Annotated in this window: 26 protein-coding genes; 19 read left to right on the top strand and 7 right to left on the bottom strand. The window is 70.1% G+C overall.

Going from position 1 to position 25,313, the window contains the following annotated elements:
• Nucleotides 1-113 precede the first annotated feature (113 nt).
• The 5 genes from ACFWZ5_RS12130 to ACFWZ5_RS12110 all read left to right on the top strand — a co-directional run bounded on the left by ACFWZ5_RS12130 (nt 114) and on the right by ACFWZ5_RS12110 (nt 2,972).
• Nucleotides 114-1,181 carry an alpha/beta fold hydrolase gene (locus tag ACFWZ5_RS12130; RefSeq protein WP_384785765.1) on the top strand — a complete coding sequence of 356 codons (1,068 nt, stop codon included), beginning with the start codon at nt 114-116 and terminating at the stop codon, nt 1,179-1,181.
• A 117-nt stretch (nt 1,182-1,298) separates the two neighbouring features.
• Nucleotides 1,299-1,493, top strand: a complete 195-nt coding sequence (locus ACFWZ5_RS12125) for a hypothetical protein (protein WP_384785762.1) — start codon at nt 1,299-1,301, stop codon at nt 1,491-1,493.
• Between the two features lie 94 nt (nt 1,494-1,587).
• Nucleotides 1,588-2,091, top strand: a complete 504-nt coding sequence (locus ACFWZ5_RS12120; RefSeq protein ID WP_384785759.1) for an RNA polymerase sigma factor — start codon at nt 1,588-1,590, stop codon at nt 2,089-2,091.
• A complete protein-coding gene (locus ACFWZ5_RS12115; RefSeq protein WP_384785756.1) occupies nt 2,088-2,768 on the top strand; it encodes a response regulator in 681 nt (226 codons plus the stop codon). The genes ACFWZ5_RS12120 and ACFWZ5_RS12115 overlap by 4 nt, the downstream gene beginning before the upstream one ends.
• 15 nt (nt 2,769-2,783) lie before the next feature.
• Nucleotides 2,784-2,972, top strand: coding sequence for a hypothetical protein (locus tag ACFWZ5_RS12110; protein ID WP_384785753.1), 189 nt, complete (start codon nt 2,784-2,786; stop codon nt 2,970-2,972).
• 54 nt (nt 2,973-3,026) lie between these two features.
• Here the strand turns inward: ACFWZ5_RS12110 and ACFWZ5_RS12105 are convergent, their stop codons facing one another.
• Complete coding sequence (locus ACFWZ5_RS12105; protein ID WP_384785750.1) at nt 3,027-3,551, bottom strand: hypothetical protein; 525 nt, start codon at nt 3,549-3,551, stop codon at nt 3,027-3,029.
• Between the two features lie 76 nt (nt 3,552-3,627).
• On the opposite strand from ACFWZ5_RS12105, the gene ACFWZ5_RS12100 reads away from it, so the two are divergent.
• Together ACFWZ5_RS12100 and ACFWZ5_RS12095 are read left to right on the top strand one after the other, a co-directional pair.
• Nucleotides 3,628-5,001, top strand: coding sequence for a PLP-dependent aminotransferase family protein (locus tag ACFWZ5_RS12100; protein ID WP_384785747.1), 1,374 nt, complete (start codon nt 3,628-3,630; stop codon nt 4,999-5,001).
• A 68-nt stretch (nt 5,002-5,069) separates the two neighbouring features.
• Nucleotides 5,070-5,636 carry a cupin domain-containing protein gene (locus tag ACFWZ5_RS12095; RefSeq protein ID WP_384785744.1) on the top strand — a complete coding sequence of 189 codons (567 nt, stop codon included), beginning with the start codon at nt 5,070-5,072 and terminating at the stop codon, nt 5,634-5,636.
• Here ACFWZ5_RS12095 and ACFWZ5_RS12090 read toward each other — a convergent pair.
• Together ACFWZ5_RS12090 and ACFWZ5_RS12085 are read right to left on the bottom strand one after the other, a co-directional pair.
• Nucleotides 5,596-6,132, bottom strand: a complete 537-nt coding sequence (locus ACFWZ5_RS12090) for a hypothetical protein (RefSeq protein WP_384785741.1) — start codon at nt 6,130-6,132, stop codon at nt 5,596-5,598. The two genes, ACFWZ5_RS12095 and ACFWZ5_RS12090, sit on opposite strands and share 41 nt — an antisense overlap.
• 106 nt (nt 6,133-6,238) lie before the next feature.
• Nucleotides 6,239-6,877, bottom strand: a complete 639-nt coding sequence (locus tag ACFWZ5_RS12085; protein WP_384785739.1) for an HD domain-containing protein — start codon at nt 6,875-6,877, stop codon at nt 6,239-6,241.
• A gap of 113 nt (nt 6,878-6,990) precedes the next feature.
• On the opposite strand from ACFWZ5_RS12085, the gene ACFWZ5_RS12080 reads away from it, so the two are divergent.
• Nucleotides 6,991-7,968, top strand: a complete 978-nt coding sequence (locus tag ACFWZ5_RS12080) for a GlxA family transcriptional regulator (protein WP_384785736.1) — start codon at nt 6,991-6,993, stop codon at nt 7,966-7,968.
• On the opposite strand, the gene ACFWZ5_RS12075 is transcribed toward ACFWZ5_RS12080, so the two are convergent.
• Entirely contained in the window at nt 7,956-8,411 is a 456-nt protein-coding gene (locus ACFWZ5_RS12075) for a hypothetical protein (protein ID WP_384785733.1), read from the bottom strand. The genes ACFWZ5_RS12080 and ACFWZ5_RS12075 overlap by 13 nt on opposite strands.
• An 83-nt stretch (nt 8,412-8,494) precedes the next feature.
• Between ACFWZ5_RS12075 and ACFWZ5_RS12070 the strand changes: the two genes are divergently transcribed.
• The 4 genes from ACFWZ5_RS12070 to ACFWZ5_RS12055 all read left to right on the top strand — a co-directional run bounded on the left by ACFWZ5_RS12070 (nt 8,495) and on the right by ACFWZ5_RS12055 (nt 14,607).
• Nucleotides 8,495-8,713: a hypothetical protein gene (locus ACFWZ5_RS12070; RefSeq protein ID WP_384890680.1), complete on the top strand. Its 219-nt coding sequence runs from the start codon at nt 8,495-8,497 to the stop codon at nt 8,711-8,713.
• A 541-nt stretch (nt 8,714-9,254) separates the two neighbouring features.
• Entirely contained in the window at nt 9,255-9,605 is a 351-nt protein-coding gene (locus ACFWZ5_RS12065; RefSeq protein ID WP_384785730.1) for a hypothetical protein, read from the top strand.
• A gap of 516 nt (nt 9,606-10,121) precedes the next feature.
• Nucleotides 10,122-13,547, top strand: coding sequence for a hypothetical protein (locus tag ACFWZ5_RS12060; RefSeq protein ID WP_384785863.1), 3,426 nt, complete (start codon nt 10,122-10,124; stop codon nt 13,545-13,547).
• 388 nt (nt 13,548-13,935) lie between these two features.
• Complete coding sequence (locus tag ACFWZ5_RS12055; RefSeq protein ID WP_384785861.1) at nt 13,936-14,607, top strand: response regulator; 672 nt, start codon at nt 13,936-13,938, stop codon at nt 14,605-14,607.
• On the opposite strand, the gene ACFWZ5_RS12050 is transcribed toward ACFWZ5_RS12055, so the two are convergent.
• Nucleotides 14,571-15,800, bottom strand: a complete 1,230-nt coding sequence (locus tag ACFWZ5_RS12050) for a sensor histidine kinase (protein ID WP_384785727.1) — start codon at nt 15,798-15,800, stop codon at nt 14,571-14,573. The genes ACFWZ5_RS12055 and ACFWZ5_RS12050 overlap by 37 nt on opposite strands.
• A 102-nt stretch (nt 15,801-15,902) precedes the next feature.
• On the opposite strand from ACFWZ5_RS12050, the gene ACFWZ5_RS12045 reads away from it, so the two are divergent.
• The 3 genes from ACFWZ5_RS12045 (at nt 15,903) to ACFWZ5_RS12035 (ending at nt 18,289) form a co-directional block, all read left to right on the top strand.
• Complete coding sequence (locus ACFWZ5_RS12045) at nt 15,903-16,850, top strand: ABC transporter ATP-binding protein (protein ID WP_384785724.1); 948 nt, start codon at nt 15,903-15,905, stop codon at nt 16,848-16,850.
• Nucleotides 16,847-17,626, top strand: coding sequence for an ABC transporter permease (locus tag ACFWZ5_RS12040; RefSeq protein ID WP_384785721.1), 780 nt, complete (start codon nt 16,847-16,849; stop codon nt 17,624-17,626). The genes ACFWZ5_RS12045 and ACFWZ5_RS12040 overlap by 4 nt, the downstream gene beginning before the upstream one ends.
• 69 nt (nt 17,627-17,695) lie before the next feature.
• Entirely contained in the window at nt 17,696-18,289 is a 594-nt protein-coding gene (locus tag ACFWZ5_RS12035; protein WP_384785718.1) for a 3'-5' exonuclease, read from the top strand.
• Nucleotides 18,290-18,332: 43 nt separating this feature from the next.
• Here the strand turns inward: ACFWZ5_RS12035 and ACFWZ5_RS12030 are convergent, their stop codons facing one another.
• Complete coding sequence (locus ACFWZ5_RS12030) at nt 18,333-19,328, bottom strand: MBL fold metallo-hydrolase (RefSeq protein WP_384785715.1); 996 nt, start codon at nt 19,326-19,328, stop codon at nt 18,333-18,335.
• Nucleotides 19,329-19,428: 100 nt separating this feature from the next.
• On the opposite strand from ACFWZ5_RS12030, the gene ACFWZ5_RS12025 reads away from it, so the two are divergent.
• The 4 genes from ACFWZ5_RS12025 (at nt 19,429) to cpt (ending at nt 24,321) form a co-directional block, all read left to right on the top strand.
• On the top strand, nt 19,429-20,412 hold the full coding sequence (locus ACFWZ5_RS12025; protein ID WP_384785712.1) for an AraC family transcriptional regulator: 984 nt from the start codon (nt 19,429-19,431) through the stop codon (nt 20,410-20,412).
• 167 nt (nt 20,413-20,579) lie between these two features.
• The gene (locus ACFWZ5_RS12020; RefSeq protein WP_384785709.1) at nt 20,580-21,725 is read left to right on the top strand and encodes a PQQ-dependent sugar dehydrogenase; all 1,146 of its coding nucleotides are present in this window, start codon (nt 20,580-20,582) and stop codon (nt 21,723-21,725) included.
• Between the two features lie 169 nt (nt 21,726-21,894).
• Nucleotides 21,895-23,574, top strand: coding sequence for a peroxidase family protein (locus ACFWZ5_RS12015; RefSeq protein ID WP_384785706.1), 1,680 nt, complete (start codon nt 21,895-21,897; stop codon nt 23,572-23,574).
• Nucleotides 23,575-23,787: 213 nt separating this feature from the next.
• Nucleotides 23,788-24,321, top strand: a complete 534-nt coding sequence (gene cpt, locus ACFWZ5_RS12010) for a chloramphenicol phosphotransferase CPT (protein ID WP_384785702.1) — start codon at nt 23,788-23,790, stop codon at nt 24,319-24,321.
• A gap of 51 nt (nt 24,322-24,372) precedes the next feature.
• Here cpt and ACFWZ5_RS12005 read toward each other — a convergent pair whose 3' ends face one another.
• Nucleotides 24,373-25,038 carry a DUF2238 domain-containing protein gene (locus tag ACFWZ5_RS12005; RefSeq protein ID WP_384785699.1) on the bottom strand — a complete coding sequence of 222 codons (666 nt, stop codon included), beginning with the start codon at nt 25,036-25,038 and terminating at the stop codon, nt 24,373-24,375.
• Nucleotides 25,039-25,313 lie beyond the last annotated feature (275 nt).

The raw sequence follows: 25,313 nt of genomic DNA, 5'->3' as shown, positions 1-25,313 counted from the left end.
CCCCCGCGACGATGTCGCCCCGCGGCACCGTCATGCGACTGATGTGTCCCAAGTCGCCGTCGGCGAGAGTGCGTGTGTCGCCGATCCGGGCCGCACATCACGGAGGGTTTGAGATGATCAACAGGCGTACCTTCAGCAAGGCCGTGGGGCTGGGCACCGGAACGGCAGCCGTTTCGCTCTCCGGCCCGCCGGCCCAGGCGTCAGCCACCACCGCCCGGCCCCGGCCGAGCAATGGCCCCGCGCCGACCGTGCCCGCCGTCCGCCCCGGCACCCACACCGCATTCCCCCGGATGAAGCGCGTCAAGGCCGGGGCCCTCAGCATCAGTTACGCCGAGGCCGGGCCGGCGCACGGACCAGTCGTCCTGTGTCTGCACGGCTGGCCCTACGACATCCACAGCTTCGTCGACGTCGCCCCGCTCCTCGCCGACGCGGGCTACCGCGTCATCGTCCCCTACCTGCGCGGTCACGGCGGCACCCGCTTCCTCTCCAGCCGCACTCCCCGTACCGCCGAACAGTCCGCCGTCGCCCTCGACATCATCGCCCTGATGGACGCCCTGAAAATCGACAAGGCGGTCCTCGCCGGCTTCGACTGGGGCTCGCGCACCGCTGACATCATCGCCGCCCTGTGGCCCGAACGCGTCAAGGCTCTGGTCTCCACCAGCGGCTACCTCATCACCAACCTCAAGGCGCAACTGGAGCCCGCCGCGGCGGCCGTGGAGCGCAACTGGTGGTACCAGTGGTACTTCGCCACCGAGCGCGGCAAGAAGGCCATGGAGGACCCGAAACAGCGCATCGCGCTCTGCCGCTATGTGTGGACGCTCGTCTCTCCCCACTGGGACTTCGACGACGCCACCTTCGACCGCACCGCCCGGGCCTTCGATCATCCGGACTACGCCGCCGTCGTCCTCTACAACTACCGCTGGCGCATCGGCCTCATCGAGGGCGACCCCCGCTACGACCGCTACGAGAAGCTGCTCGCCGCCCAGCCCTCCATCCACGTGCCCACCGTCACCCTGGACGCGGCCCTGGACCCCTTCACCCCACCCGGCGACGGCTCGACCTACCGCCACCACTTCACCGGGCCCTACCAGCACCGCACCATCGCGGATGTCGGGCACAACCTTCCGCAGGAAGCACCCACTGCCTTCGCCCAGGCGGTGGTCGACGCCGACCGCCTCTGAACGATCCAAGGGCCGAGATCGTCACCGCCTTGACTGGTGACGCGTAGCACGGCACGCTGATACTCGTCCCACCCTTGAAGAGAACGCCGTGCACCATCGACGAAGGGGAGATCGGTCATGAACGGGGAACGCACCGGCGACGCCGCCGAGGCAGCGCGGCACGAGCGTTTCGGCAGGCTTCCCGAACGCATCCGCTTCGAGGACATGACCGAAGAGGTCGAGGCCGAGCGGGGCGGCGAGGGCCACGGCACGTACAGCCCCGAGGGCTCATGGAAGTACTACGCGTGCCTGGCTCTCGACCTGGGACTGTAGCCCCGTCCCGTCGATCGCCTTCCGAGGCATAGCCGGCACCCCTCGCGGGCGTCCCTACGAACAGCAGGGACCCGCGAATGAAGGCGAACGACCCATGAGACACCCCGATGCCGTACTGATAGAGCGCTCGCTCGTCGAGCCGGAACTCTTCGCCGAGGTCTACGACCGACGCGCGCCGGAGGTGTACCGGTACGCGCTGCGCCGACTGGGGGAGGACCTGGCCGACGACGTGGTGGCGGAGACCTTCGTCAAGGCATTCCGCAGTCGGCACCGGTACGACCCGGACCGGTGCGGGGCGCGCCCATGGCTCTACGGCATCGCCGGCAGGGTGATCGCCAAGCACTGGCGCGTGGAGGTCCGGCAGTACCGGACACCGACGGCACCGCACGGCGCGTGCCGCAGTTGGCAGGCCGCGGCGCTGGGCGGCCTGCCGAGACGGCAGCGGGAAGTGCTGCTGCTGATCGCCTGGGAGGGTCTGTCCGTCCAGGAGGTCGCCCACGCCCTCCGCATCCCCGTCAGGCGAGTCCAGCTCGCCGAGGACAGGGCGCGCAGTCGGATCGCCGGAGCCTGCGACCGGATGGTGGGGGAGGCCGCGTGACGCGCGTGCTCGTCGTCCAGGACGATGCCGCCGACATCGCCGCACTGTCCTCCACCCTGCGCGGGGAGGGGTTCGAGGTGGAGAGCGTCGCCAGCGGCCCCGTCGCCGTACACCGGTTCCACAGCGACGGCGCCGACCTCATCCTCCTGGACTGGGTCCTCGCGGGCCTGTCCGGACTCGAGGTCTGCCGCACGCTGCGCAGCACCTCGAACGTGCCGATCATCATGGTCACCGACAAGGACAGCGAGATCGACAAGATCGTGGCCCTGGAGATCGGCGCCGACGACTACGTGACCAAGCCGTACTCCGAACGCGAGCTCGTCGCCCGGATGCGCGCGGTCCTGCGGGGGCGGGGAACCCTGAATCCCGCACCTACCTCCGTAGTGGAGGTGGGGCCCGTCCGTATGGACCTGGACCAGCACCAAGTGATGGTCAAGGGCGAGGAAGTCACCCTCCCCTTGAAGGAGTTCGACCTGCTCAGCCTGCTGCTGCGCAACGCGGGACGGGTCATGACCAAACGGCAGATCATCGATTCCGTATGGGGCGTGAACCATGTGGGGGACGTCAAGACCATCGACGTCCACATCCGACGACTGCGCCTCAAGATCGAGCCGGAACCGGGGAACCCGAGCCATCTGATGACCGTCCGCGGCCTCGGCTACAAGTTCCAGGAATGACAGGGGAGTCGCTTCATGGACGAGTTGCACCTGATCCGGACGGCGCGCCACGAGGATGACCTGCCGCACCGCAACCAGCTGGCACTGGCCCGCAATTTCCTCACCGCCGCAATCAACGCCGAGAAGGAATCCCGGGCCGATACCGGTCAAGAACGGCAGACGATCAGGCGGCGGCTCGGACTCGGCCGGACGAGGAGACGGTGACGGCCGCCGCCCCGTGCGGGACGAACAGCCGCTGAGCGATCCGCGGGATGTCAGTCAGGCGCGGTCGAAGGCCTTCACCGTGTACACCAGCGCGTCCCGCGGAGCCAGAGCGAGCAGGGCCGCCGCGGCCAGGGCGCTGAAGACGGAGTAGATCAACGGGGCTTGCGGATCCACGAACACGGCCATCGACAGGCCGAAGACCAGGAGCAGCGCCGTGGTCAGCCAGGCCGTCCAGCGCAGGGCGACCCCGAGGAGCAGCGCGACGCCGAGGCCGAGCTCCGCGGCGGTCGCGGCCGCGGCGGCGGCCCGCAGCGTCCCGCCCGACAGATACGGCATGAGGTCGTGGCTCGCGGTCACGAAGTTGTCGAAGGTGCCCCAGGCCACGGAGTTCGTGCCGGGCTCTCCCCACAGGCCCAGCCGGTCGGAGACCGCGGAGAGGAACGACGCCGCCAGGGCCAGCCGCGCCACGACGGTGGCGATGCGCCACGCGGTGATGTTGTCGCCCGCGCTCTGCACGCGGTGGTGCATCCTGCGCACCGCCTGCTGTGCCGTACCGGAGTTCCCGTGATGTGAAGTCATGCCGGCACCGTATTTTCGGCTCCGTACACTGGTCCACAATCTTGAACCAGTGCACCCCGAACCTGGTGGACCAGTTATGGACCTTCATCTGGAGCTCGACGCGTCCTTGCCCTTGGCGGACGCGGTCGCGGCGGCGGTGCGGGCGGCGATCGGGACCGGTCGGCTGCGGGTGTCCGACCCCCTGCCGTCCACCCGCGCCCTGGCGGCGCAGCTCGGTGTCGCGCGGGGGACCGTCGTCGAGTCGTATGCCCAACTGGCCGCCGAAGGCTGGCTGGTCACGCGGCAGGGAGCAGCCACCAAGGTCGCCCGCGACGCCTCAGGCACCGGCGGCCCCGCGGACACCGCCCCAGCGGCCGACGCGCGCTCCATCGGCACGTACACGTCCCCGGTGAACGCGCGCTGGGACCTGAGGCCCGGGGTCCCCGACACCTCGCTCTTCCCCGGCCAGTGCTGGGCCGCGGCCGTGCGCGGTGCGACACGGTCCGGCGCCGACCCATTCGGCTACGGCGATCCGCGGGGCCGGCCCGAGCTGCGCGGAGTCCTGGCCGACTACCTGAGCCGTACGCGCGGCGTGACGGCGCAGCCCGGCCAGATCCTCGTCACGAGCGGCTTCGCCGACGGACTCGCCCTGGTGGCAGCGGCGTTGCGCGACCTGGGGCTGCGGCACATCGCGATGGAGGACCCCTGTCTGCACACCCACAAGGAGGTGCTCTCCCGCGCCGGTCTGACCGTGCACCCCGTTGCCGTGGACGCGCACGGCCTCGACATCACCGCGCTCGCCGCCACACCCGCCCGCGCGGTGCTCGCCACCCCGGCCCATCAGTTCCCCCTGGGCGTCACCCTCAGCCCCGTACGGCGGCGCAAGCTCGTCGAATGGGCACGGCGGGTCGACGGGTACGTCATCGAGGACGACTACGACGGGGAGTACCGCTTCGACCGCAAGCCGGTGAGTGCCCTGCAGGCCCTCGACCCGGCCCGCGTCGTCTACGGCGGCACCACCTCCAAGACCCTCGCGCCCGCGATGCGGCTCGGCTGGCTGGTGCTGCCGCCCCGGCTCGCCGGGCCGGTGCTGGACCGCGTGCTGCACCAGCAGGCCCCACCGCTCGACCAGCTCGCCCTCGCCGAGCTCATCCGCGACCGGCGCTTCGACCGGCACGTACGCCGTACGCGCGGCGAGTACCGGCGCAGGCGGGACCACCTGATCGCCGCCGGTCTCCCGCTGACCGGCATCGCGGCGGGACTGCACGCCGTGCTGGCGGTCCGGGACGAGGAGGAGATGATCGCCGAAGCGCGGGAACGGTCCGTCGCGCTCCTCGGCCTGGCACCGTTCTGGCACGGCCCGCGCCGCACACAAGGGCTGATCATCGGCTACAGCCGGCCGCCGAGCAGCACCGCGTACGCGGCCCTCGACCGACTCGTCGCCTTGGCCCGGTCCTTGCGCAGCACATGAAGTGGCCCAGTGAATCCCCTCCGAAATGGCCCACGGAAGCGGGCCGTTGCCCGCATACGGTCGGGATCATGACGACAACAGCACCCACCGCCGTACGCCGTGAAACGGCCGTACCCGGAACACGTGTCACCCGTGCGCTGCTCGCGGTCGGCTTAGTGACCGCGCTTGCCGCGTGCACCGCCGAGGCGGAGCCGCAGTCGGCCGCCAAGGGCCCCGCCGCCTCAACCACTTCAACCACCTCGACCGCCTCAACTGCCTCAACTGCCTCGACCGCCGAGCACCCGACGCGCACACCTCTGATCGAACAGGCCCTTCCGCAGGTCAAGGGGAAGACGTTCACCTCGGCGACCGTCGACTTCCCGCCCGCCGCACGCGCCGAGCCGCACCGGCACGGCGAGGCCTTCGTGTACGCGTACGTACTGGAAGGCACCGTCCGCAGCAAACTCGACGACGAGCCGACCCGTACCTACCGCCAGGGCGAGAACTGGGTCGAGCAGCCGGGCGCCCACCACGTGTCCACACAGAACACCAGCCGGACCAGACCGGCCAAGCTGCTTGTCGTCTTCGTCTCCAGGACGGGCGACGAGCTCACGGTCAACGACCCGTCGAAACAGGCGACGGCACGGACCCACTGATCGCGTACACATCGTCCGTACGCAGCCGGGACGGCGTGAGGAACTCCTCGCGGGTGCCGATGACGGACACGGAGACCTGGGAATCCGGCTGCCAGAACCGGCGGTAGTGAGGGGAGTTCGCCGGATCCGGGAGCTCCACCAGCGGCACGCCGCGCCGCTCGAGGAGTCTGCGCACCTTCGCGAAGCGCAACCGGCGGTCGAAGCGACCGTACTCCGCCCGGATGGCGTCGTTGACCGTCCTGCTGTCCCCGCCCGCGAGGCGATGGACCTGCAGAGTGAAGTGATGGCCCTCCCAGGGGGCGTTGGCGGAGTCCCGGTGCCAGAAGAACTCCGCCATGCCGTAGTCGCGCCACATGCTGCGGCGGTCGGCGGAGTTCTCGGCGAAGTCGTCCCCCAGCACGGCCGTGACCTGGTCGGGGGTGGCGGACGGCCGCACGCCGAGCACCGTTGCGGAGGTGATGACGTCCAGGTAGAAGGCGAGGGAGTACGGGGTCAACGGGTACCTCTAGGGGGCCTGGGGGAGCGTTCCGGGCAAGGTCGTGACGATACCTGCCGGTCGGCGCGTGCGGCGCCGTGACTCTTGCGGCCACTCGGTGCCGTGGTCATTCGGGCCACTCGGAGCCCTTGATGACCTCCACGAAGTCGCCGCGCCGGAAGCCCGGCACGTAGTGGGCCAGCACATCCGCCTTGACGTTGCCGAAGGCCGTGTGCGGGCGGTCCTTGAGTCCGTCCGCGAACGCGGCGAGGATCCGGTTCTTGAAGTCCGGGCGCGGGTGCGCCGCGACCACGGCCGCGCGCTGATCGGCGGAGACGGCGTCGTAGCCGATGCCGAGCACGTCCAGTTCCACCCCACGCGTCACCAGGGCCACCTCGGGGGCCATGTGCAGCGGGACCTCGGGGGTGGTGTGCAGGGCGACGGCCGTCCAGACCCGGTCGGCCGGTTCGCCGGTGATGCCGTGCGCGTGCAGGAAGCGGCGGGCCTCGTCGGCGCCGTCGATCTCGAACCGCTGGTCCGTGCGGCGGAACCGCTCGGTCAGCCCCAGATCATGGAACATCGCTCCCACGTAGAGCAGTTCGGGGTCGAAGTCGAGCCCCTGCGCCCGGCCTCGCAGCGCCCCGAACAGGAACACCCGCCGCGAGTGGTCGAACAGCAGCGGCGACGCCGCGGCGCGCACCAGCTCGGTCGCCTCCCGTGCCAGAGCGCTGTCCGGGATCTTTATGTCCGCGATCGTCTCACTCATCATGTGCGCCTTTCCGTGCCTGGGTTCCGTGCCTGGATTCCGGGCGTCTACGTTCGCTCGCTGACGTACGCTGATGCCATGTCCATTCGGCCAGGAGAACCACGGATCAGGACATGACGCGGCGCGTGGCCTTCCTCGTGTTCGACGGTGTGACCATGCTCGATGTCACCGGCCCCGCGGAGGTGTTGCACCAGGCGGGGCGGCTCGGCCTCCCCTACGAGGTGGTGCTGGTCTCGCCCCGCGGCGGTGACGTGGCGACGTCATCGGGGCTTGTGCTGGCCGGGGCGAGCGCGGCGGCCGGGACCGGCCCTTTCGACACGGTGGTGGTCGCCGGTGGCGACCGGCTGGTCGAGCAGCCCGTCGAGGGGGAACTCCTGACGGCGGCCGGCACGCTCGCCGCGCGGGCGAGCCGGGTCGCGTCGGTCTGCAGCGGCGCCTTCGTCCTGGCTGCGCTCGGCCTGCTCGACGGGCGTCGGGTGACCACGCACTGGCGCCACTCCAAGGCGCTCGCCCACCGACATCCCCGCGTGTGCGTCGAGCCGGACGCCCTCTACATCCGCGACGGGCGGTACGTCACGTCGGCGGGGATCAGCGCGGGCATCGATCTGACGCTCGGCCTCGTGGAGGACGACCACGGAGCGGGCCCGGCCCGGGACATCGCGCGCGAGCTGGTCGTGTTCATGCAGCGCCCGGGCGGGCAGTCGCAGTTCTCGACGGCCCTGACGACCCCGCCCGCGCGCAACGATCTGCTCCGCTCACTGATGGCCACCGTGGTCGCCGACCCGGCCGGCGACCACAGCCTGCCCGCGATGGCCGCGTCCGCCGCCATCAGCACCCGGCATCTGACCCGCCTTTTCCGGAGCGAACTGAACACCACCCCCGCCCGCTGGGTGGAACGCGTCCGCCTCGACCACGCCCAGCAGCTCCTCCTGGACGGACACAGCATCACCTCGGCGGCGCAGCGCAGCGGTCTCGGCACCGACGAGACCCTCCGCCGCGCCTTCGCCCGCCACCTGGGCACCACGCCGAGCGAGTACCGCAGACGCTTCACCACCACGCGCGCACAGGCGGCGCCGGATCAGCCCGCGTAGACCCGGCCTTCCTTCACGGTGAAGTGCGCGGGGTCGGAGCAGCCGATCGACGGTGTGAGCAGCAGGCTCACGGTCAGGGGCGCGGGTTCGGTGCTCGCGGTCGAGAACTCACAGACGGCGCCCTTGCCCGTGAGGGGGTACCAGAACCAGCCGTCGACGTCGCCCACGGTCACGCGGTCGGACTCCTTCCAGGCGCCGCCGCTCTGGGTGTAGACCTGCAGGCGCACGGAGGCCGCGTACTCGTCCTCCGTGGACCGCAGCGCGGTCAGCGTGATCTTGTAGTCGCTTCCGAGGACGGACGACGCGATCTGCCGCGTCTGGGGCGCCGTGGTACCGGCGTTCGAGGATCCGGTGCCGGCGGCCGCGACACCGGCCGCCATAAGGACGGTGAGGGCGGCGGCCGCGCCGCGGCGGGTACGTGTACGGGTGTGCGTCAGGCTCATGTGATCCCCCGTTGGAACGAGTCGGCACGAGTGGGAACCGGTCGGGACGGAAGGCCGGAGGGCTCCGCCATGGACGGCTCCGTGTGGTGGTGAAGACACGCCACGCGGGGCAGGGGTTGTACGGCTCGGCCGACGGGGCACGCGGCGCGGCCTGGAACGGACTACTGGTTCCGGCTCAACCGCGCATGGAGGGCCAGCAGTTCCGGGTGCCGTTCGCGGAGCGCAGCGACATCGGCCCGCAACGCGTCGATCGGCTGCCGTCCGCAGCGAGCCGGGATGCCGTCGGCCCGGATGAACGTTGACTTGACCAGGCCTGCGACGAGCCACACGTTCCACTCGTGCCAGGCCGAACAAGCAGGCCGGCCAGCATGTATGGCCCGTCTCCCGCCATGGGCGCGGACGCCCGTCCGGGCCGATGTCCGGCGGATGCATGATCAAACAGATGCACTCCGGGCTCCACCCCTCCGTCCGGAAACGTCCGGTTGGACCTGTGCGCCGAGGACACGTGACGGGCGTGCAGCCGAACTGTGACGGTGTCACCGCGCTCGGCGACAGCGCGCGCAAACCCTGTCCTGACCGCCCCGCTTTCCGCGAGGGTTCTCGGGCAATGGCCTGGAAGCGCGCGTGCCGCGAGTTTGTCACTTCCATCGAATCGGGGCTGCCAGACAATCCCTGCCTGCGCAGACTCAATGTCCGACACGCCGCATCGGCTGCAGGCCCGGCGCAGTGCGCTAGCCGTCGCGCCCTCAAGGCGCTGGCTGGTGGCTGCGTCGATGTCGTCCCTCGGGCATGAGCGGCGCACTTCAGAGGGCTGACTACCTGAGAATCGAGAGGATGTAGTTGATGACTCCACGCAAGAGGAGCCTTGCACTGACCACGGCCACGTTGGCGCTCGGGGCGGGCCTCGCCTTGGGTCCCACGGCCGCACAAGCGGCTCCTGCGGCCTCTCCCGCAGTCACCACCACGCAGAATCCCGTCACTTCAGTTGCAGACCATGACGTCTCAGCGCAAGGGTGGAGCTTCTATCGCGCCTACTGGACCAAGGGTGCCTGCAAGGCCGAGGGGAAGACAGGTAAGAGCAACGGCTGGTGGCGGGCCTACTACTGCGACCGTCGACAGGGTAACGACGGTCGCATGAAGTGGTTCCTGTTCGTCCTTGACCGGACCCATGGAATCGCATCGGCGAACGCCTGACCCGATACCGACGGCCCGTCAGAGCTTTTGGCGGGCCGTCTCAGCGCTCAGGGCATGATCTGCCGCAGGTGCGGAGGCACGCGCGCCCCCGCGGGACCAGAGCGGTAAAGACACCGAGTGTTCGCCAGTTGGGGTCACCCACCAGCCCGCCTTGGCGGGACAGCCGTGTGGTGGACCGACAGCTGGCAGATGCATGACCATGAGCGCGGTTCGAAGCACGGAACGTGGGGCGCGAAGACTTGGCTGGCACCTCCCTTCACTCTGTTGTGGCGATGTGGTGGCCTCGGCCTCAGCGATCAGAACAGGGGTGGAGCGATCGTGGGGCGCCGTGAGAAGCCAATCGATCCGGCCGCGGGCTCAGTACCGCGTTTTGCGTACTATCTGCGCCGACTACGAGAGGCAGCGGGCTCTCCGCCCTACCGGACGCTAGCCAAGTCCGCGCCCTACGCTGCAGGCACACTCGCAGCGGCGGCGGCAGGAGAGAAGCTGCCGTCCCTGGATGTCACGTTGGCGTATGTGAAGGCCTGCGGCGGGGATGTGCAGGAGTGGGAGCGACGCTGGCATGACGTTCAGGCCGAAGCCACCCAGACTCCGCTGGAACCAGCGGATGCATCCGATGCGCCCTACCGTGGTCTGGCACGCTTCGAGCCCGACGACAGCAGCCGCTTCTTCGGCCGTACCCGCTTGACCGACGACCTCGTCGAATTGACGCGTGCGCACCGAATCACGGTGGTGCTGGGTCCATCGGGCAGTGGGAAGTCCTCCTTGTTACGCGCTGGCCTGGTTCCCCGATTGCAGAGCACAACCGATCAGGAGCTGCGTCCGGCGGCGATCCGGATCCTCACCCCCGGCCCTCGCCCGGCACGCGAGCACCGCGAACGGCTCACGGCGGCTGCGGGGGCGGGGGATACGTGGCTGGTGGTGGACCAGTTCGAAGAGACCTTCACCCTCTGTCAGGACCCGGACGAGCGCCAGGAGTTCCTCCGTCGACTCATGCAGGCCCACGACCCCGGCAGCCGACTACGGGTGGTGTTGGGGATGCGGGCGGACTTCTACGCCCGCTGCCTCGAACACCAGGACCTGGCCACCCTCCTCAGAAAGGCGAGCCTGCCTGTTGGCCCGATGACCCCTGACGAGCTGCGCGAGGTCATCGTCAAGCCCGCGGCCACCGCAGGCCTGATCGTGGAACGTGCCCTGACCGCCCGGCTCATGGGGGAGGTGACCGGCGAGCCGGGCGGTCTGCCGCTGCTGTCCTATGTGCTGCTGGAGACCTGGCGCCGGCGCTGCGGCCGTACCCTGACCTTGCAGGCCTATGAGGCTGCAGGGGGCCTGCACGGCGCCATCGCTCAGACTGCCGAGGACCTCTACACCCAACTCACCCCTGCGCAAGCCCAAACAGCCCGGCGTATCCTGCTACGTCTGATCACCCCGGGCGAGGGCGCCCCCGATACGCGCCGCCCCGCCGACCGTTCCGAGGTCACAGGCGGCAGCACGGCAGACTACGACCCGCACATCGTGCTGCACCGGCTGGCCCGCGCCCGGCTGGTCACGCTGGACGACGACACTGTCGACCTCGCCCACGAAGCCTTGCTCACCGCCTGGCCGCGGCTGCGCGACTGGATCGACCAGGCACGCGAACGCCTCATCGTCCATCGCCGTCTCACTGATGCGGCCACCGCCTGGCATGAGGTCGACCGCGACCCCGGAGGGCTGTATCGGGGCATCCAACTGGCTGCCGCTGCGGACGCCTTCTCCACGCCCGACGCCTGCGCCGATCTGACAGCGTTGGAACACGACTTTCTCGCTGCCAGCCTCGCCGCCCGTGACCAGGAACAGCGCGCCGCCGCCCGCGCTGCCCGGCGCACGCGCCGCTTGACCCGCACGCTGACCGTCCTCCTTGCCCTCGCCCTCGTCGCTGGCCTGTTCGCCTGGAACCAGTACCGGGACAGCGAGCATCAGCGGACGACAGCGGTGACCGCACGGCAGATCGCCAAGTCCCGTCAGCTCGCCGCGCAGTCGGCCGACCTTCTGGAGACCAAGCCTGACCTCGCCTCCCTTCTGGCCCTGCACGCTTACGACACCAGGCCCACCCGAGAAGCCACCACCAGCCTCCGTGCTGCCGCCGGCCTGCCGCTCAACCACCGTTTCGACCGTGGGCTGGTCACCAGTGTGGCGTCGGCAGCGTACAGTCCCGACGGACGCACCCTGGCAATCGGCGGTTCCGGGCGTGATGACGAGACGCGCGTGGAGTTGCGGGATGCGGTCAGCGGCAAGACGAAGCGATCGTTCACCGGCATCCTCAACGGAGTGTCGCAACTGGCATTCGATCCCGGCGGACGTCTGCTGGCCGCCAGTGACGACGACAGGCGGGTGTGGCAATGGGACGAGGCCACCGGCGCGCGCCACATCAGGTTGCGCGGCGCCGCTGACGGTTCGGTGGTCTTTAGTCCCGATGCTCGCATCCTGGCCACCAGCAGTGGCGTCGGAACGGGGCCGGTGCGTCTGTGGAATCCGGAGAGTGGCCACCTGCGCGCGACACTCAACGGGCCGGTGAGCCATGTGTGGGCCTTGGCGTTCCGTCCTGACAGCCGCACACTGGTGGTCGGTGGGAAGAACGGCAAGGGCCAGGGAATCGTGCAGCTGTGGGATGCCGTGACGCTAAAGCCTCGGCCTTCTCTGCTGGTGCGGGACGGCGCGGTGACCGCGGCCGCCGTCACTGCCGACGGCCGTACGCTTGCCACTGCCACGCAGTACGGAAGGGTACGCCTCTGGGATCCCCACGAGGGCCGCACCCGGTCAACGTTCTTTGTGCCGGCTGCCGAAGGGATCTCTTTGGCGTTCAGCCCCGACGGACGTACGCTCGCCGGAACCGGCAATGATGAGCGGGTTCGTCTTTGGGAGACAGCCACAGGCAAGGCCCGCGCCACGCTCAACGGACACTCCAGCTTTGTAGAGTGTCTGGCCTTCAGCCCTGACGGTCATTCTCTGGCCAGTAGTGCGATTGACGGGGAAGTACGGTTGTGGGACTTGACCACGGACCAGACGCGGACACCCTTGATTGCGGACCCCGGTGAGCTCGTAGCCATGGCGTTCAGTCCTAGCGGGCGTCTGCTGGCCACAGGCAGCAATTCCGACCAGCGTGGCGGGGAAGTACGGTTATGGGACGTGGCCACGGGCACCGTGCACAAAGGGGCCATGAGAGGCTTCTCCGAACTGAAGTCCGTGGCATTCAGCCCAGATGGCCGCACTCTGGCCGCCGTCGGAAGCGATGAACAGCCAGACGGAGCGGTGGTGCGCTTATGGGACGTGAACACCGGCAGAGCCCGCGCCACGCTCACTGAGCCCAGCGGCGACGTCTCGGCTCTCGCGTTCACTTCAGACGGACGCTTGCTGACCAAGGGCGATACGAGCGGCCTGCGGTCGTGGGACGTCGCAACAGGCAAGGCCCACACGTTTCCGGAGTTCGACGACTTCCCTGCAATGGCCTTGACTGCAGCGTTCAGTTCTGACGGACGGTCCTTCGCTGCTGGCGACTACAAGGGGCGCGTGCACCTGTGGGACATTGCAAGCGGCGATGTGCGCGCAACGTTTCCTCGACTTTCGGAAGGCGTGGGGGCCCTGGCGTTCAGTTTCGACGGACACACCCTCGCCATCAGCGGCCAAACCAACGGCGAGATTCGCCTCCACGACACCGCCACCGGCAAGATCCGCTTCATACTCACCGCACGTACCGTCAGGGGGAGCGCTCTCGCCTTCAATCCTCGGGGGGATCAGATCGTCGGCAGTGGCAGCGATGGCATCGTACGGCTGTGGGACGCGACCCTTCCTCAACCGGCCCTCGCACTCCGCAAGATCTGCCGCGCCGTCAACCGCGACCTCACCCCACAAGAGCGCGCAACGTATCTGAAGGACGACACAGGTCGCTCCCCCTGCCGACCATGACATACCGATTCAGGGCCGCCCGGAGCGGCGCCTCGGGCAGGCAACAGCGCACGCTGACAGGGCGGGGGGAGGAGTGGGCCGTGGGCGCGACGGGGGGCGGGGTGGTGGCGGGGAGGAGACGCCGCTGTCGCCCCTTTGAGCGCGAGCGCGGCTTCCCGATCTACGTATGCCTGCTTCGTCTCGCCAAGCAGGGTGACTGCCTGGGAGAGGCGCACGCTGTGCCTTCTGCGGCGAGCAGCCGGACCAGGTGGCAGCCAGGCCCGCGCGCTCCAGCCGCTGCCTTCCGATCCAGCGCCCAAGCTCACGGAGATTCCCGTTGGTTGAACGCACTCCGCACCCCGGTATCGTCTCCGGCGAGGCAGTGCGTGGCGCAGACGTCGGGGGCGGAGTGACGATTCGGGTGTTGGTGGCCGACGACCAGGCACTGCTGCGCGGCAGTTTCCGCATGCTGGTGGACAGCGCGCCGGGCATGGAGTCGGTCGGCGAGGCCGCGACCGGCGCCGAGGCCGTACGCACGGCGCTGAGGGAGCTGCCGGACGTGGTCCTGATGGACGTACGGATGCCGGACATGGACGGCATCGAGGCCACGCGCAGGATCTGCGCCGCTCCCGAGGCCGCGGCCGTGCGGGTGCTCATCCTGACCATGTTCGACCTGGACGCCTATGTGTACGGGGCGCTGCGCGCCGGGGCGAGCGGCTTCCTGCTCAAGGACACGCCGCCCGCCGATCTGCTCAGTGCCGTCTCGGTGATCGCCGCCGGTGAGGCCCTGCTCGCACCCAGGGTGACCCGCCGCCTCATCGCCGAGTTCGCCGGACGCGGGCCCGAGCAGTACCCCGAGATCCCCGTACGCCTGGACGGCGTGACGGCACGGGAACGCGAAGTCCTCGTACTGATTGCCCGCGGCCTGTCCAACGGCGAGATCGCGGACCGGCTGCACTTGAGCCTGCCCACGGTGAAGTCCCATGTCAGCCATCTGCTCGCGAAGTTGGGGATGCGTGACCGGGCACAGCTGGTGGCGGTCGCCTACGAGAGCGGCCTGGTGCGGCCCGCCCGGCGGTGAACCCGACGACTCGGCCAGCGGATGTCCGGCGCCACCGGAAGCCGTGCCGAGACCTCGAACCCGCCCCCCGGGCGAGGTCCTGCGACGAGGCTCCCGCCGTACACCGCCACCCGTTCGCGCATCCCGACCAACCCGTATCCGCCCTCCACGCGGGCCCGGACGCCGCGCCCGGAGCGCGGCCCTTCATCGGTGACCGTCACGCGCACCTCTCCGTCCACGACACCGACAGAGACCTGGCAGCGGGTCGGCGCGGCATGCCGCACCACGTTGGTCAGGGACTCCTGCACGAGTCGGTAGACGGACAGACCGACCGCCTCCGGGAGTCCGTCCAGCGGGTCTGCGGCGAGCCGGACCTCGACACCCGCCGATTCCGCCCGTTCGACGAGTTCGGCGATCTGCTCCGCACCGGGCGAAGGGCTGAAGTCGACGGCGGACACCCCCGCCTCGTCGCCCTGGGTGCGCAGCAGGCCCAGCATGTGCCGCATTTCGGTGAGCGCGTCCCGGCTGACCCGTTCGATCACGCGCAGGGTCTCCCCGGCCACCTCCGGCCGTTCGTGTGCCACATGGTTGGCCACGGCGGCCTTCACCGCGATCAGTCCGAGGCTGTGGGTCACCACGTCGTGCAGCTCACGGGCGATGCGAAGCCGCTCCTCCTCCACCGCGTCGGCGGCCAACTGCCGTGCCTGACAGGCCGCGTAGGCGCGGCGCTCCCGCGTCGCACGGCCGACCGTCCAGCCACATCCGAGCACACCCGCGGCGACCACGAACCGGCCGACCTGGTCGTACGTGCCCTCCGGGACCCCCACGAACACCGGCACAGCGAGGCCGAGACAGGCCAGTGCCGCGGCCCGTGGTGCGGAGACCCGGGGCTCTCGGCGGCTGGTCAGCGCCACCGAGTACAGCACGTACGCGGCCGCAGCGAAGTACGTCTGCGCCGCTCCGAGGAGTTCGGCGGCCAGCGAGGCCGAAGCCACCACGGCGAACGCGGGAACGGGCCACATCCTGCGCGCCGCCACCGGCAGGCCCGTCGCGGCCGCGAGCAGCAGCGGCAGCCAGTCGGGGAGTTCCCCGGAGCCATGGGGCGGCAACGGCGCGGAAGCCGCCGTGAACAGCACCGCCGCTACGGCATCCAGCGCCACCAACTGCCGGTGGTTCAGGCGCTGTCCTGGGTCGACTGCTTCGCTACAAGGCATCGGCACACCGTAGGCACAGCGGTCGGTCCCGCGCTTCATACCCGGGAATGACAGTCCCTGGCCCGATGCGCCACCGCAAGGTCGCCCGGCACGCTGACCGGCATGATTGAAGTCGAAGCGCTGACCAAGCGATATCGGGGGCACCTCGCTGTCGACGAGCTGTCCTTCACCGCCGAGCCCGGCCGGGTGACCGCGTTCCTGGGTCCGAACGGCGCCGGGAAGTCCAGTACCCTGCGCGCGATCCTGGGGCTCGACATCCCGGACGGCGGCCGATGTGCCGTCAACGGCCGGGCGTTGCGCGCGGTACGGCATCCCGTGCGGGAGGTGGGCGCGCTGCTCGACGCGGGGGCCGTGCACCCCGGCCGCAGCGCCCGTGACCACCTGCGCTGGATCGCCGTCGGCAGCGGCATCGGCGCCGCACGGGTCGACGCGGTCCTCGACCAGGTCGGCCTCGCGGGAGTGGCGGACCGGCGGGTCGGCGGCTTCTCTCTGGGGATGCGGCAACGCCTCGGCCTGGCTGCCGCCCTGCTCGGCGACCCCGGGGTGCTCATCCTCGACGAACCCGTCAACGGCCTCGATCCGGAAGGGATTCGCTGGATACGTGGACTGCTGCGGACCCAGGCCGACGAGGGCCGCACCGTGCTGGTCTCCAGCCATGTGATGAGCGAGATGGAACAGACCGCCGACCGGTTCGTCATCATCGGCCGCGGCCGGCTCGTCGCCGATGTCACCGCCGTCGAGCTGCACGAACGCTTCGGCCGCGGGGTGCTGGTGCGCTCGCCGGAGCCGGACCGCCTCGCCGGAGCCCTGGAGGCCGCCGGAGCCGTGGTCCGGCGCGAGAGCGACGGCGGCCTCGTCGTCGACCACGTCGGCGGGGAAGAGATCCGTGGCATCGCCGCCGGACACGGCATACCGCTGTGGGCGGCCAGTCGGCTCGGCGCCTCCCTGGAGGAGACGTATCTGCGGCTGACCGCCGCGGCAGGGGCTCACACGGCAGAGGCTCACACGGCAGGGGCCCACACGGTCGGCACCACGGGGTTCCCTCGATGATCGCGTCACTGTCGGCCGAGTGGCTGAAGCTCCGCACTGTGCGCTCCACGTGGATCGCCGTCGGCACCGTCGCGCTCGCCCTGGCCGGGGCCACCGCGCTGTGCCACTACGCCGTGCACACTTACGACGGCCTGAGCCCGGGCGACCAGGCCCGTTTCGCCGTCACGCCGATGACCCAGCTGGTGACGATGGTCGCCGAGATCGCGCTGGGCGTCCTGGGCGTCCTGGCCGTCACCCCCGAGTACGCCACCGGTCTGATCCGCACCAGCCTCGTCGTCGTACCGAGTCGCGGCCGCCTCCTGTCGGCGAAGGCGGCTGTCCTTGTGGCTCTCGTCTGGCCGGTCTCCGCGGCGGCCCTCTTCGCTGCCGCGGCGCTGAGCCGGGCGATCGTCGGCGACCGGCGGATCCAGTCGCTGTCCGACGGGGACGCGCACAGCGTCGGGCTCATCCTGAGCCAGGCCACCACGGTGGCCGCCATCGCCCTGATCGGCCTCGGGCTCGGATGCGTGCTGCGCTCCACCGTCGGCGCGGTGGTCGCGGTCGTCGGCCTCGTCCACCTGGTGCCCATGCTCACCCGGACGCTGCCCGCACCATGGGACGAGCGCGCCAGCTCCCTGATGCCGGCGGCCCTGCCCGGCCAGATCGCCGGAGTCGGCAACGACGACTCCATCTATGGTGCCGTGCTCTCCCCGGCCGCAGCGGGTGGGGCGCTCGTCGGCTATCTGCTCCTCGTGCTGGGTACGGCGGCGGTCCTGCTGCGCCGCCGTGACGCCTGACTACCCCGCCCGGGGGCCTCCGCGCGGTTCGGTTGGCCAATCCCCGGCGTCGGTTGGCAGAGTGACGCCATGTCCTCCTTCGTTGTATTCGACCTCGAGTTCACATCGTGGCCCGGCGCGCTGGAGCAGGACTGGGGAGCGCCCGGGCAACTGCGTGAGGTGGTGCAGATCGGAGCCCTCCGCCTGAGCGAGGACTGCTCGGTCGTCGACGAGTACGAGACGCTGGTGAGCCCCGTGGCCAACCCGCGACTGTCCGCGTACTTCACCGAACTCACAGGTATCACCCAGGAGTCCGTGGACCGGGACGGGATCCCGCCCGCACAGGCGCTGAGCGACTTCCTCGGGTTCTGCCGGGGGCAGACCGCGCTGTCCTACGGCAACGACATGGTCGTCATCGGAGAGAACATCGGCTGGGCCCGCGCACGAGGGGACGTGCTCAAGCACAGCATGCTCGACGCCGCGTTCATCAACATCCGACCCTGGGTGAACCGCGTGGCACCGGCAACGGCGACAGCGAACGTGGGCCGCCTGTGGGAGGTGCTCGGCCTGCCCAAACCCGCAGCCGGGCGTGAGCATTCAGCGCTGTTCGACTGCCATTCCTTCGCCGCCGCCCTCGCGCACCTGACCGGCCTCGGGGCCGCCTTGCTCGAAGGGTACCGGTAGCGTTCCGGCACAGCGCTTCAGGGCAGGGCTCCGGGGTAGGGGATCAGCCCCTTTGCTCGCCGCCGTAGGCCGCCCATTGCCCGAGGGCGAACCCGTCGCCCTCTCGCCGGACTTCCACGGCACCCGCCCCGCCGAAGTGTGCGGGTATGACCAACTCCCGTTCCGTGGCGGCTCGTTCGAGGATCCGGCGGCGGCTGGCCACCGCTTGTCCCGCATCCAGGCAGAAGCAACTGTTGCAGGAGGGCGCCAGGATCTGCACCGGACTGTGCAGAAGGTCGCCGACGAAGACCGCCCGGTCGCTCCCGGACGCGAGCCGCAGCACGGACGAGCCGGGCGTGTGGCCCGGTGCGGACTCCAGAGTGAGGTGTTCGTCGATGCGGTGGGAGCCGTCCCACAGGACGGCCTGCCCGGCCCGGTGGACGGGCGCGACGCTGTCCTCGTAGATCAGCCGGTCGTCCTCCCGGAGGCCGTTCCCGTACGCGTTGTCCGGGCCGTAGTGGAAGTCGTCCGCGGCCGGGATGAGGTACTGGGCGTTGGGGAACGTCGGCTCCCACCCTCCGTCCACCCCCGTGGTGTTCCAGCCGACGTGATCACCGTGGAGGTGGGTGTTGACGACGACGTCGACGTCCTCCGGCCGGACTCCGGCCCGCGCCAGTCCGCCCAGGAAATCGCCCTGCCAGTGGTGGAACTGCGCCGAGCCGGGCCGCTCGCGCCCGTTGCCCACACCGGTGTCGACCAGGACGGTCCGTCCGCGGCTGCGCAGCACCCAGGTCTGCAACGCCACCACCGACCTGTCGCTGTCCGGCTCCCAGTGATCCGGCGCCAGCCAGTCCTCGTTGCCCTTCCACACCTCGGCGTCGGACTCCGGGACCAGGCCGCGTGCAGGCGCGAACGCCCCCTGCCACTCGACGACTCGGGTGACCTCGACATCGCCGAGCACGATGCTCTGCCCGCCGGTCGGCCCGCTCCCGCTCCGCCCGCTCTCGCGCTTCCTGCTCTCGCTCTGCCCGCTCTCGCCCTGCATGCTCTCGCTGTTCATGCCCACGACTCTAGGAAGGGAGGATGAGCTGCTCAATGCCTGCTCAGCTCATCTGGATACGCATCCGTCTCACGCATGACGTGATGGATATCCTGGTCCGATGGATGTGGTCAGTGACGCAGTCTCGGCAGTACGCATCGGGCGTCCCTCCTCGAACCGGGTGCGGGTGAGCGGGAGCTGGTGCGCGCGGCTCGCCCCGTACGACGGTGCGGGCTTCCATGTGGTGCTTGAGGGCAGCTGCTGGCTGCTGCCCGACGGTGGCTCTCCCGTCTCGCTCGGCGCGGGCGACGTGGTCCTGCTGCCGCACGGCACGGGACATGTGATCGCCGATGCCCCCGCCGACGCGGCGACCGTGGAACAGGCGGTGCCGTTCGAGCGGTGGCTCGACGAGAGAGGGCCGCGCCTGCCCCGAGCCGGTTCCGGCGAGGTGCAGATGCTGTGCGGCAAGTACCGGCTCGACCGCAGCCGCATGCACCCGCTCATGGCGGAGCTGCCGACGGTCGTCCACCTGCCGAACAGAGTGGGTGCCCATCCCGAACTGCGCGCCGCGGTCGATCTGCTGGGCCACGAGCTGACCACCCGAGGGCCCGGCGCCTGCGTCGCGGTGCCCAGCCTGCTCGACCTCCTCCTCGTCTACATGATCCGCTCCTGGGCGGCCCAGGGCACGAGCGGCGCCTGGCCGACCGTACTGGGCGACCCCGTGGCGGCCGCCGCCCTGCGGGCACTGCACTCGGACCCGGCCGCCCCCTGGACCAACGATCGCCTGGCCGCCGAGGCAGGCGTGTCCCGCGCCACCCTGGCCCGCCGCTTCACCGCTCTCGTCGGCCGCCCGCCGATGGCGTACCTCACCTGGTGGCGCCTGACGTTCGCCGCCACCCTGCTCCGTGACACCTCGGACCCGCTGGCCACCATCGCCCGCCGCGTCGGCTACGGCACTCCGTACGCCCTCTCGCATGCCTTCAGCCGGGAATTCGGTACGACCCCGGGGCAGTACCGGGCCGGGACGGCGGAGCGATCGGCGGACGTGCCACCGTCATCGAACTCGGCCTCATGGCCGACGAGTTCGTGGGCGGACGACGACTGACCGTTGGCCTATACCAGTGCCTCCAGTCCCGGTACCCTCACCCGTAACCAGTAGCGCGCTGCCCCCCACCCAGGTTGCGTACCGGCGTGACGACACCCACCCCACTCTCTCCACTCTGCCCCGAGCAGCCGGGTGACCCCCCACTCGCCGCCTCCAGGAGGATCACGGTGAACGTTCGCACAGTTCGCACCAGAAGCTCGGCGATCATCGGCACTCTCTGCCTCGTCGCTTCCCTCGCCCTGACCACCGCCTCCGCCGACGAGCCCCCCGCTCTCCGTCCGGCGGCGAAGGTCGTACTGAACAAGGTGGCCATGGCGCAGCACCCGATCGCCGGCACCGCCGGTCCCGGTGGCACGGTCTGGATCGCGGAACGCGAAGGCCTCGTCAAGGTGTTGGGCCCGCACGGGCTGAGCACGCCTGTCCTGGACATATCCAAGGAGACCACCACCGACGGCGAACGCGGCCTGCTGGGCATCGCCTTCGACAGGCGGTTGGCGCACTTCTACATCTCGTTCACGGACCTCCAGGGCAACAGCAGGGTGGACGAGTTCGCCGTGCGGCACGGCAGGATCCAGAAGGACACCCGGCGCACCGTCCTCACCCAGACGCAGCCCTACTCGAACCACAACGGCGGCGACATCAAGTTCGGCCCCGACGGCTACCTCTACATCGCGTTGGGCGACGGCGGCGCGGGCGGCGACCCGCACGGCAACGGTCAGAACCTCGACACGCTGCTCGGCAAACTGCTGCGGATCGACCCGCGCGGCGGCAAGCCGTACGCGATCCCGCGGGACAACCCGTTCGTGGGCGACCCGAAGGCCAGGGACGAGATCTGGGCGTACGGGCTGCGCAACCCGTGGCGGTTCTCCTTCGACGCGGGCACGGGTGACCTGCTGATCGGTGACGTCGGCCAGAGCGCCTGGGAGGAGATCGACTGGGCCCCGGCCCGCAGCAAGGGCGGCGAGAACTACGGCTGGTCCCAGATGGAAGGCAAGCACCCCTTCCGGGACGGCACGGAACCCGCGAACCACGTGCCGCCGGTTCACGAGTACGACCGCACCGGCCTCGGCTGCTCGGTGACCGGCGGATTCGTCTACCGAGGCAAGGCGATCCCCGACCTCAAGGGTCAGTACGTGTTCAGCGACTACTGCGACGGCACCGTCCGCGCCCTGCAGATGGACGACGGCGAGGTGACCGGCGTGAGCGACCTCGGAGTCAACGGCGGCGAGGTCATCTCCTTCGTACAAGGAGGCCGCGGCGAACTGTACGTGCTCGACCTCGGCGGCAGCGTCTTCCGCATCGACCCGGCCTAGAGTCTGCCGTCTTCGCAGGAGCCGATGCCCTTGCGGGCGGTCCCCTGTGCACGGTGCTGCGGCCCGAACCGGCGCGGGCCGCACCAGTCGTGTCCTTCCTCCTCCGGGAACTCTCCATGCGCGATAGAGTCCGAGGTTGCCTACTCCTCACATTCCCGGAGGATTCCTGATGGAAAGGCCCAACCCGACCAACGATCGTCGTACCGCGCCGCCGTCCGCCGAGGCCGCGACGGCGGACGCCGAGAGCGCCGCCGTCGAGCCCGAGGGCGACGCGGCCGAGGCCGCCGACGGCAGACCTTCGGCGCCCAACCCGCCGGTGTACCGGTCCGTCAACGGCTACGGGAACCACCTCAACCACCCCGAGCGCGGGGCCGCCGGATCGGTCTTCCTGCGGCGCACCCCCATCGGGTACGCCGACGGCGTGAGCGCCCCGGCCGGCGCCGACCGCCCCAGCGCCCGGGTGGTCAGCAACATCGTCTGCAGGCAGGAGACCGACACCCTCAACGCCCAGCGCCTGACGGACCTGACCTGGATGTGGGGTCAGTTCCTCAACCACGAGTTCAACCTCATCGCGGCCGCGGACCCGCTGGAGACGATCGGCATCCCGGTCCCCGCCGACGACACCGCGTTCCCGCCGGGCAGCCAGATACCGCTCACCCGCTCCGCGTACGACCCGTCCACGGGCCGCGGACGGCGCAAGCCGAGGCAGCAGCTCAACAGCTTCAGCGCGTACATCGACGGCAGCCCGGTGTACGGCTCGGACGAGGGGCGGGCCGCGGCGCTGCGCGCCATCCGGAACTTAGGGCCGATCGCCGTCTACAGCGGCTCCTTGAAGACCAGTGCCGGAGTCGACGGGCCGGCCATGCCCCTGAACACGGCCGGTCTCTTCAACCAGACGGTCGGACCGGCGGCCGGGTTCTTCCTGGCCGGTGACGAGCGGGCCAACACCGGGTACGGCCTGATGAGCATCCATACGCTGTTCGTCCGGGAGCACAACCGGCTGGCCGCGCTGATCACTGCCGAGCGCCCCTCGGCCAGCGCCGAGCAGGTCTTCCAGCACGCCCGCAAGTGGGTCGGCGCGCTGATCGGGTCGATCACCTTCCAGGAGTTCATCCCCGCGATCCTGGGCCCGGACGCGATCGGCCCCTACGACGGCTACGACCCGCACACGGACCCGACCATGAGCACCGAGTTCGCCACCTTCGGATTCCGGTTCGGCCACTCGATGCTCTCCCCGGACCTGCAGATCGTCGACAACGACGGCCAGGTCCTGCGGTCCGTGCCGCACGAGCAGGCGCTGCTGAACATCGGGATCGTCAACCAGTACGGCATCGGCCCGGTGCTCAAGGGCTTCGCGTCACAGATCATGCAGGAGATCGACGTCTCGGTGATCGAGGCGATGCGCAGCATCCGGTTCCCGGGAGCGCCGCCGCTGGACCTGGTGGCCGTGGACATCCAGCGCGCCCGCGACCACGGCGTCCCGGACTACAACCAGTGCCGCAAGGCATACGGGCTGCCCCCGCTCCGCACCTTCGCCGACCTCACACCGGACCCGGCCGTGCAGGCGAAGCTGGCTGCCGCGTACGGCGAGATCCGCCTCCTGGACCCGCTGATCGGCGGGCTCGCCGAACCTCATGTCCCGGGCACGGCGTTCGGCCCGCTCCTCACCGCGGTGATCATCGAGCAGCTCACCCGGACCAGGGCGGGCGACCGCCTCTGGTTCGAGAACGACCCGGCCCTCACGCCCGCCGAGGTCGCCACGATCAAGAGCACGAAGATGTCGGACGTGATCAAGCGGAACACGCAGATCACGAACATTCAGGACGACGTCTTCCACCTGCCGCTCTGACGCGTTCCGCGTCCAGCCCGCGGTGTCGGGCACCCGTCCGCGGGTCATGCGTGCCCAGGCGGGAGTCCGTTCGGCAACTGTCGGAAGCGGGTGGCCGGCCGGGGTGCCCCGGCCGGCATCGTGCGCGCCGGGCCATGCCGAGGAGGCCCGCGCGCCGTGCCTGCCTGCCGATATTCGTTTCGTGTCGTGCGGGAGGCGCCTTACTGTGGCGCGATGGCGACTCAGCTGATCATTCTCAACGGCGGTTCGAGCTCGGGGAAGTCCGGGATCGTGCGGTGCCTCCAGGCCGTCCTTCCGGACCCGTGGCTGGCGTTCGGCGCCGATTCGTTCGTCGACGCGCTGCCCGCGAGGATGCAGGCGTCGGACGACGGCATCGACATCGCGGCGGACGGGACCGTGAGCGTCGGGGCGGAGTTCAGGGCGCTGGAGGCGGCATGGGTGGCGGGCGTCGTGGCGATGGCCCGTGCGGGTGCCAGGGTCATCATCGACGAGATCTTCCTCGGCGGCGCGGCCTCCCAGCAGCGCTGGCAGAAGGCCCTGGGCGACCTGGACGTGCTGTGGGTGGGCGTCAGATGCGAGAGCGCGGTCGCCGCGGGGCGTGAGGTCGCACGAGGGGACCGGGTCCAGGGGATGGCCGCGTTGCAAGCGGAACTGGTGCACGAGGGCGTGAGCTACGACCTGGAGGTCGACACGACACACACCGAATCCCTGGTGTGCGCGCAGACCATCGCCGCCCGGCTCGGCTGACCGGTGTTCACCCGCGTGAACCCACGACGAGCTCCGGTCCCGCGCACTGCCCTAGTCCCTCCCGGACGCGAACCGCGTCAGCTGCCGGTCGTGCCACCCGCTGAGCAACAGCAGCGCGACCGTGGCGCCGATCAGTGCGCACAACATGTCCCAGTGGGTGTCCCACACATCGCCCTGCGTGGCCAGGAAGTCGTCCGCCGCGTTCCCGCCGATGACCGCGGCCGCCCACTCGAGCATCTCGAAGACCGCGCTGAAGGCGAGGCACGCGCAGACCGTGAGGGGCGCCAGCCAGCGGCTCCCGCGCAGCGGCGAGGTCCGGCTCAGCAATTCACGTACCAGGATGGCGGGTACGAAGCCCTGCATCAGGTGCCCGAACCGGTCGTACGGATTGCGCGCGAGCCCGAGCCCGTCCCGCACCCACTCGCCCAGCGGCACCCGGGCGTACGTGTAATGCCCACCGAGCGCAAGCACGAGCGCGTGCGCCGCGAGCAGACAGCACAGCAGCCCCGTCAACGGGAAGCGCCGCCACACCACAACGGCCAGCGGAAGCCCAACCAGCACCCACACCACTTCCAGCAGCCAGGTCGTCCGGTCGTACGGTGCCCACGCGGAGAGGGACACCCCCGCAACCACCACAGCGGCGCAGACACGGGGGAGCGCCGAGGGCGGGGCGGTCACCTCGGCGGTGCGGTGATGGGCAGGTGCGCTCTGGAACATCGGCTGAGCTCCTTGTCATAGGCCCCCTCAGCCTCGCGGTCCCGCGGGATGGAATCCTGAGTACGGGTACTCAATCGGCACGGATCTCCGGACCGGAAGGTGACTGATGGCCTCGCACGTGACCGACAGCGTCAGCGGGTGATGCCCGGGCAGCCTCATGGCCGCGCCCCGGGGGATTTCCTCGGTAGAGGACTGCGGTTTTCCGCAGGGTGCGGTCGGGGTTGTCCGTAAGAAGGTCGATGGTTTCCCTCGTGGTGGCGCTGAGCTGGGATTTC

It is taken from the genome of Streptomyces sp. NPDC059003 (assembly GCF_042740445.1).
In the GTDB taxonomy this organism is placed as follows: domain Bacteria; phylum Actinomycetota; class Actinomycetes; order Streptomycetales; family Streptomycetaceae; genus Streptomyces.
The sequence above is the reverse complement of the archived record's forward strand: the minus strand, read 5'-3'. Positions and strand labels throughout refer to the sequence as shown.

What these genes read in the sequence shown, in the direction of transcription:
- ACFWZ5_RS12085 (WP_384785739.1), bottom strand. Translation starts at nt 6,877, where the DNA reads ATGAGTGAGACGATCGCGGACATAAAGATCCCGGACAGCGCTCTGGCA.
- ACFWZ5_RS12105 (WP_384785750.1), bottom strand. Translation starts at nt 3,551, where the DNA reads ATGACTTCACATCACGGGAACTCCGGTACGGCACAGCAGGCGGTGCGC.
- ACFWZ5_RS12075 (WP_384785733.1), bottom strand. Translation starts at nt 8,411, where the DNA reads ATGAGCCTGACGCACACCCGTACACGTACCCGCCGCGGCGCGGCCGCC.
- ACFWZ5_RS12125 (WP_384785762.1), top strand. Translation starts at nt 1,299, where the DNA reads ATGAACGGGGAACGCACCGGCGACGCCGCCGAGGCAGCGCGGCACGAG.
- ACFWZ5_RS12005 (WP_384785699.1), bottom strand. Translation starts at nt 25,038, where the DNA reads ATGTTCCAGAGCGCACCTGCCCATCACCGCACCGCCGAGGTGACCGCC.
- ACFWZ5_RS12035 (WP_384785718.1), top strand. Translation starts at nt 17,696, where the DNA reads ATGTCCTCCTTCGTTGTATTCGACCTCGAGTTCACATCGTGGCCCGGC.
- cpt (WP_384785702.1), top strand. Translation starts at nt 23,788, where the DNA reads ATGGCGACTCAGCTGATCATTCTCAACGGCGGTTCGAGCTCGGGGAAG.
- ACFWZ5_RS12015 (WP_384785706.1), top strand. Translation starts at nt 21,895, where the DNA reads ATGGAAAGGCCCAACCCGACCAACGATCGTCGTACCGCGCCGCCGTCC.
- ACFWZ5_RS12025 (WP_384785712.1), top strand. Translation starts at nt 19,429, where the DNA reads ATGGATGTGGTCAGTGACGCAGTCTCGGCAGTACGCATCGGGCGTCCC.
- ACFWZ5_RS12095 (WP_384785744.1), top strand. Translation starts at nt 5,070, where the DNA reads ATGACGACAACAGCACCCACCGCCGTACGCCGTGAAACGGCCGTACCC.
- ACFWZ5_RS12100 (WP_384785747.1), top strand. Translation starts at nt 3,628, where the DNA reads ATGGACCTTCATCTGGAGCTCGACGCGTCCTTGCCCTTGGCGGACGCG.
- ACFWZ5_RS12040 (WP_384785721.1), top strand. Translation starts at nt 16,847, where the DNA reads ATGATCGCGTCACTGTCGGCCGAGTGGCTGAAGCTCCGCACTGTGCGC.
- ACFWZ5_RS12130 (WP_384785765.1), top strand. Translation starts at nt 114, where the DNA reads ATGATCAACAGGCGTACCTTCAGCAAGGCCGTGGGGCTGGGCACCGGA.
- ACFWZ5_RS12030 (WP_384785715.1), bottom strand. Translation starts at nt 19,328, where the DNA reads ATGAACAGCGAGAGCATGCAGGGCGAGAGCGGGCAGAGCGAGAGCAGG.
- ACFWZ5_RS12045 (WP_384785724.1), top strand. Translation starts at nt 15,903, where the DNA reads ATGATTGAAGTCGAAGCGCTGACCAAGCGATATCGGGGGCACCTCGCT.
- ACFWZ5_RS12120 (WP_384785759.1), top strand. Translation starts at nt 1,588, where the DNA reads ATGAGACACCCCGATGCCGTACTGATAGAGCGCTCGCTCGTCGAGCCG.
- ACFWZ5_RS12080 (WP_384785736.1), top strand. Translation starts at nt 6,991, where the DNA reads ATGACGCGGCGCGTGGCCTTCCTCGTGTTCGACGGTGTGACCATGCTC.
- ACFWZ5_RS12065 (WP_384785730.1), top strand. Translation starts at nt 9,255, where the DNA reads ATGACTCCACGCAAGAGGAGCCTTGCACTGACCACGGCCACGTTGGCG.
- ACFWZ5_RS12050 (WP_384785727.1), bottom strand. Translation starts at nt 15,800, where the DNA reads ATGCCTTGTAGCGAAGCAGTCGACCCAGGACAGCGCCTGAACCACCGG.
- ACFWZ5_RS12110 (WP_384785753.1), top strand. Translation starts at nt 2,784, where the DNA reads ATGGACGAGTTGCACCTGATCCGGACGGCGCGCCACGAGGATGACCTG.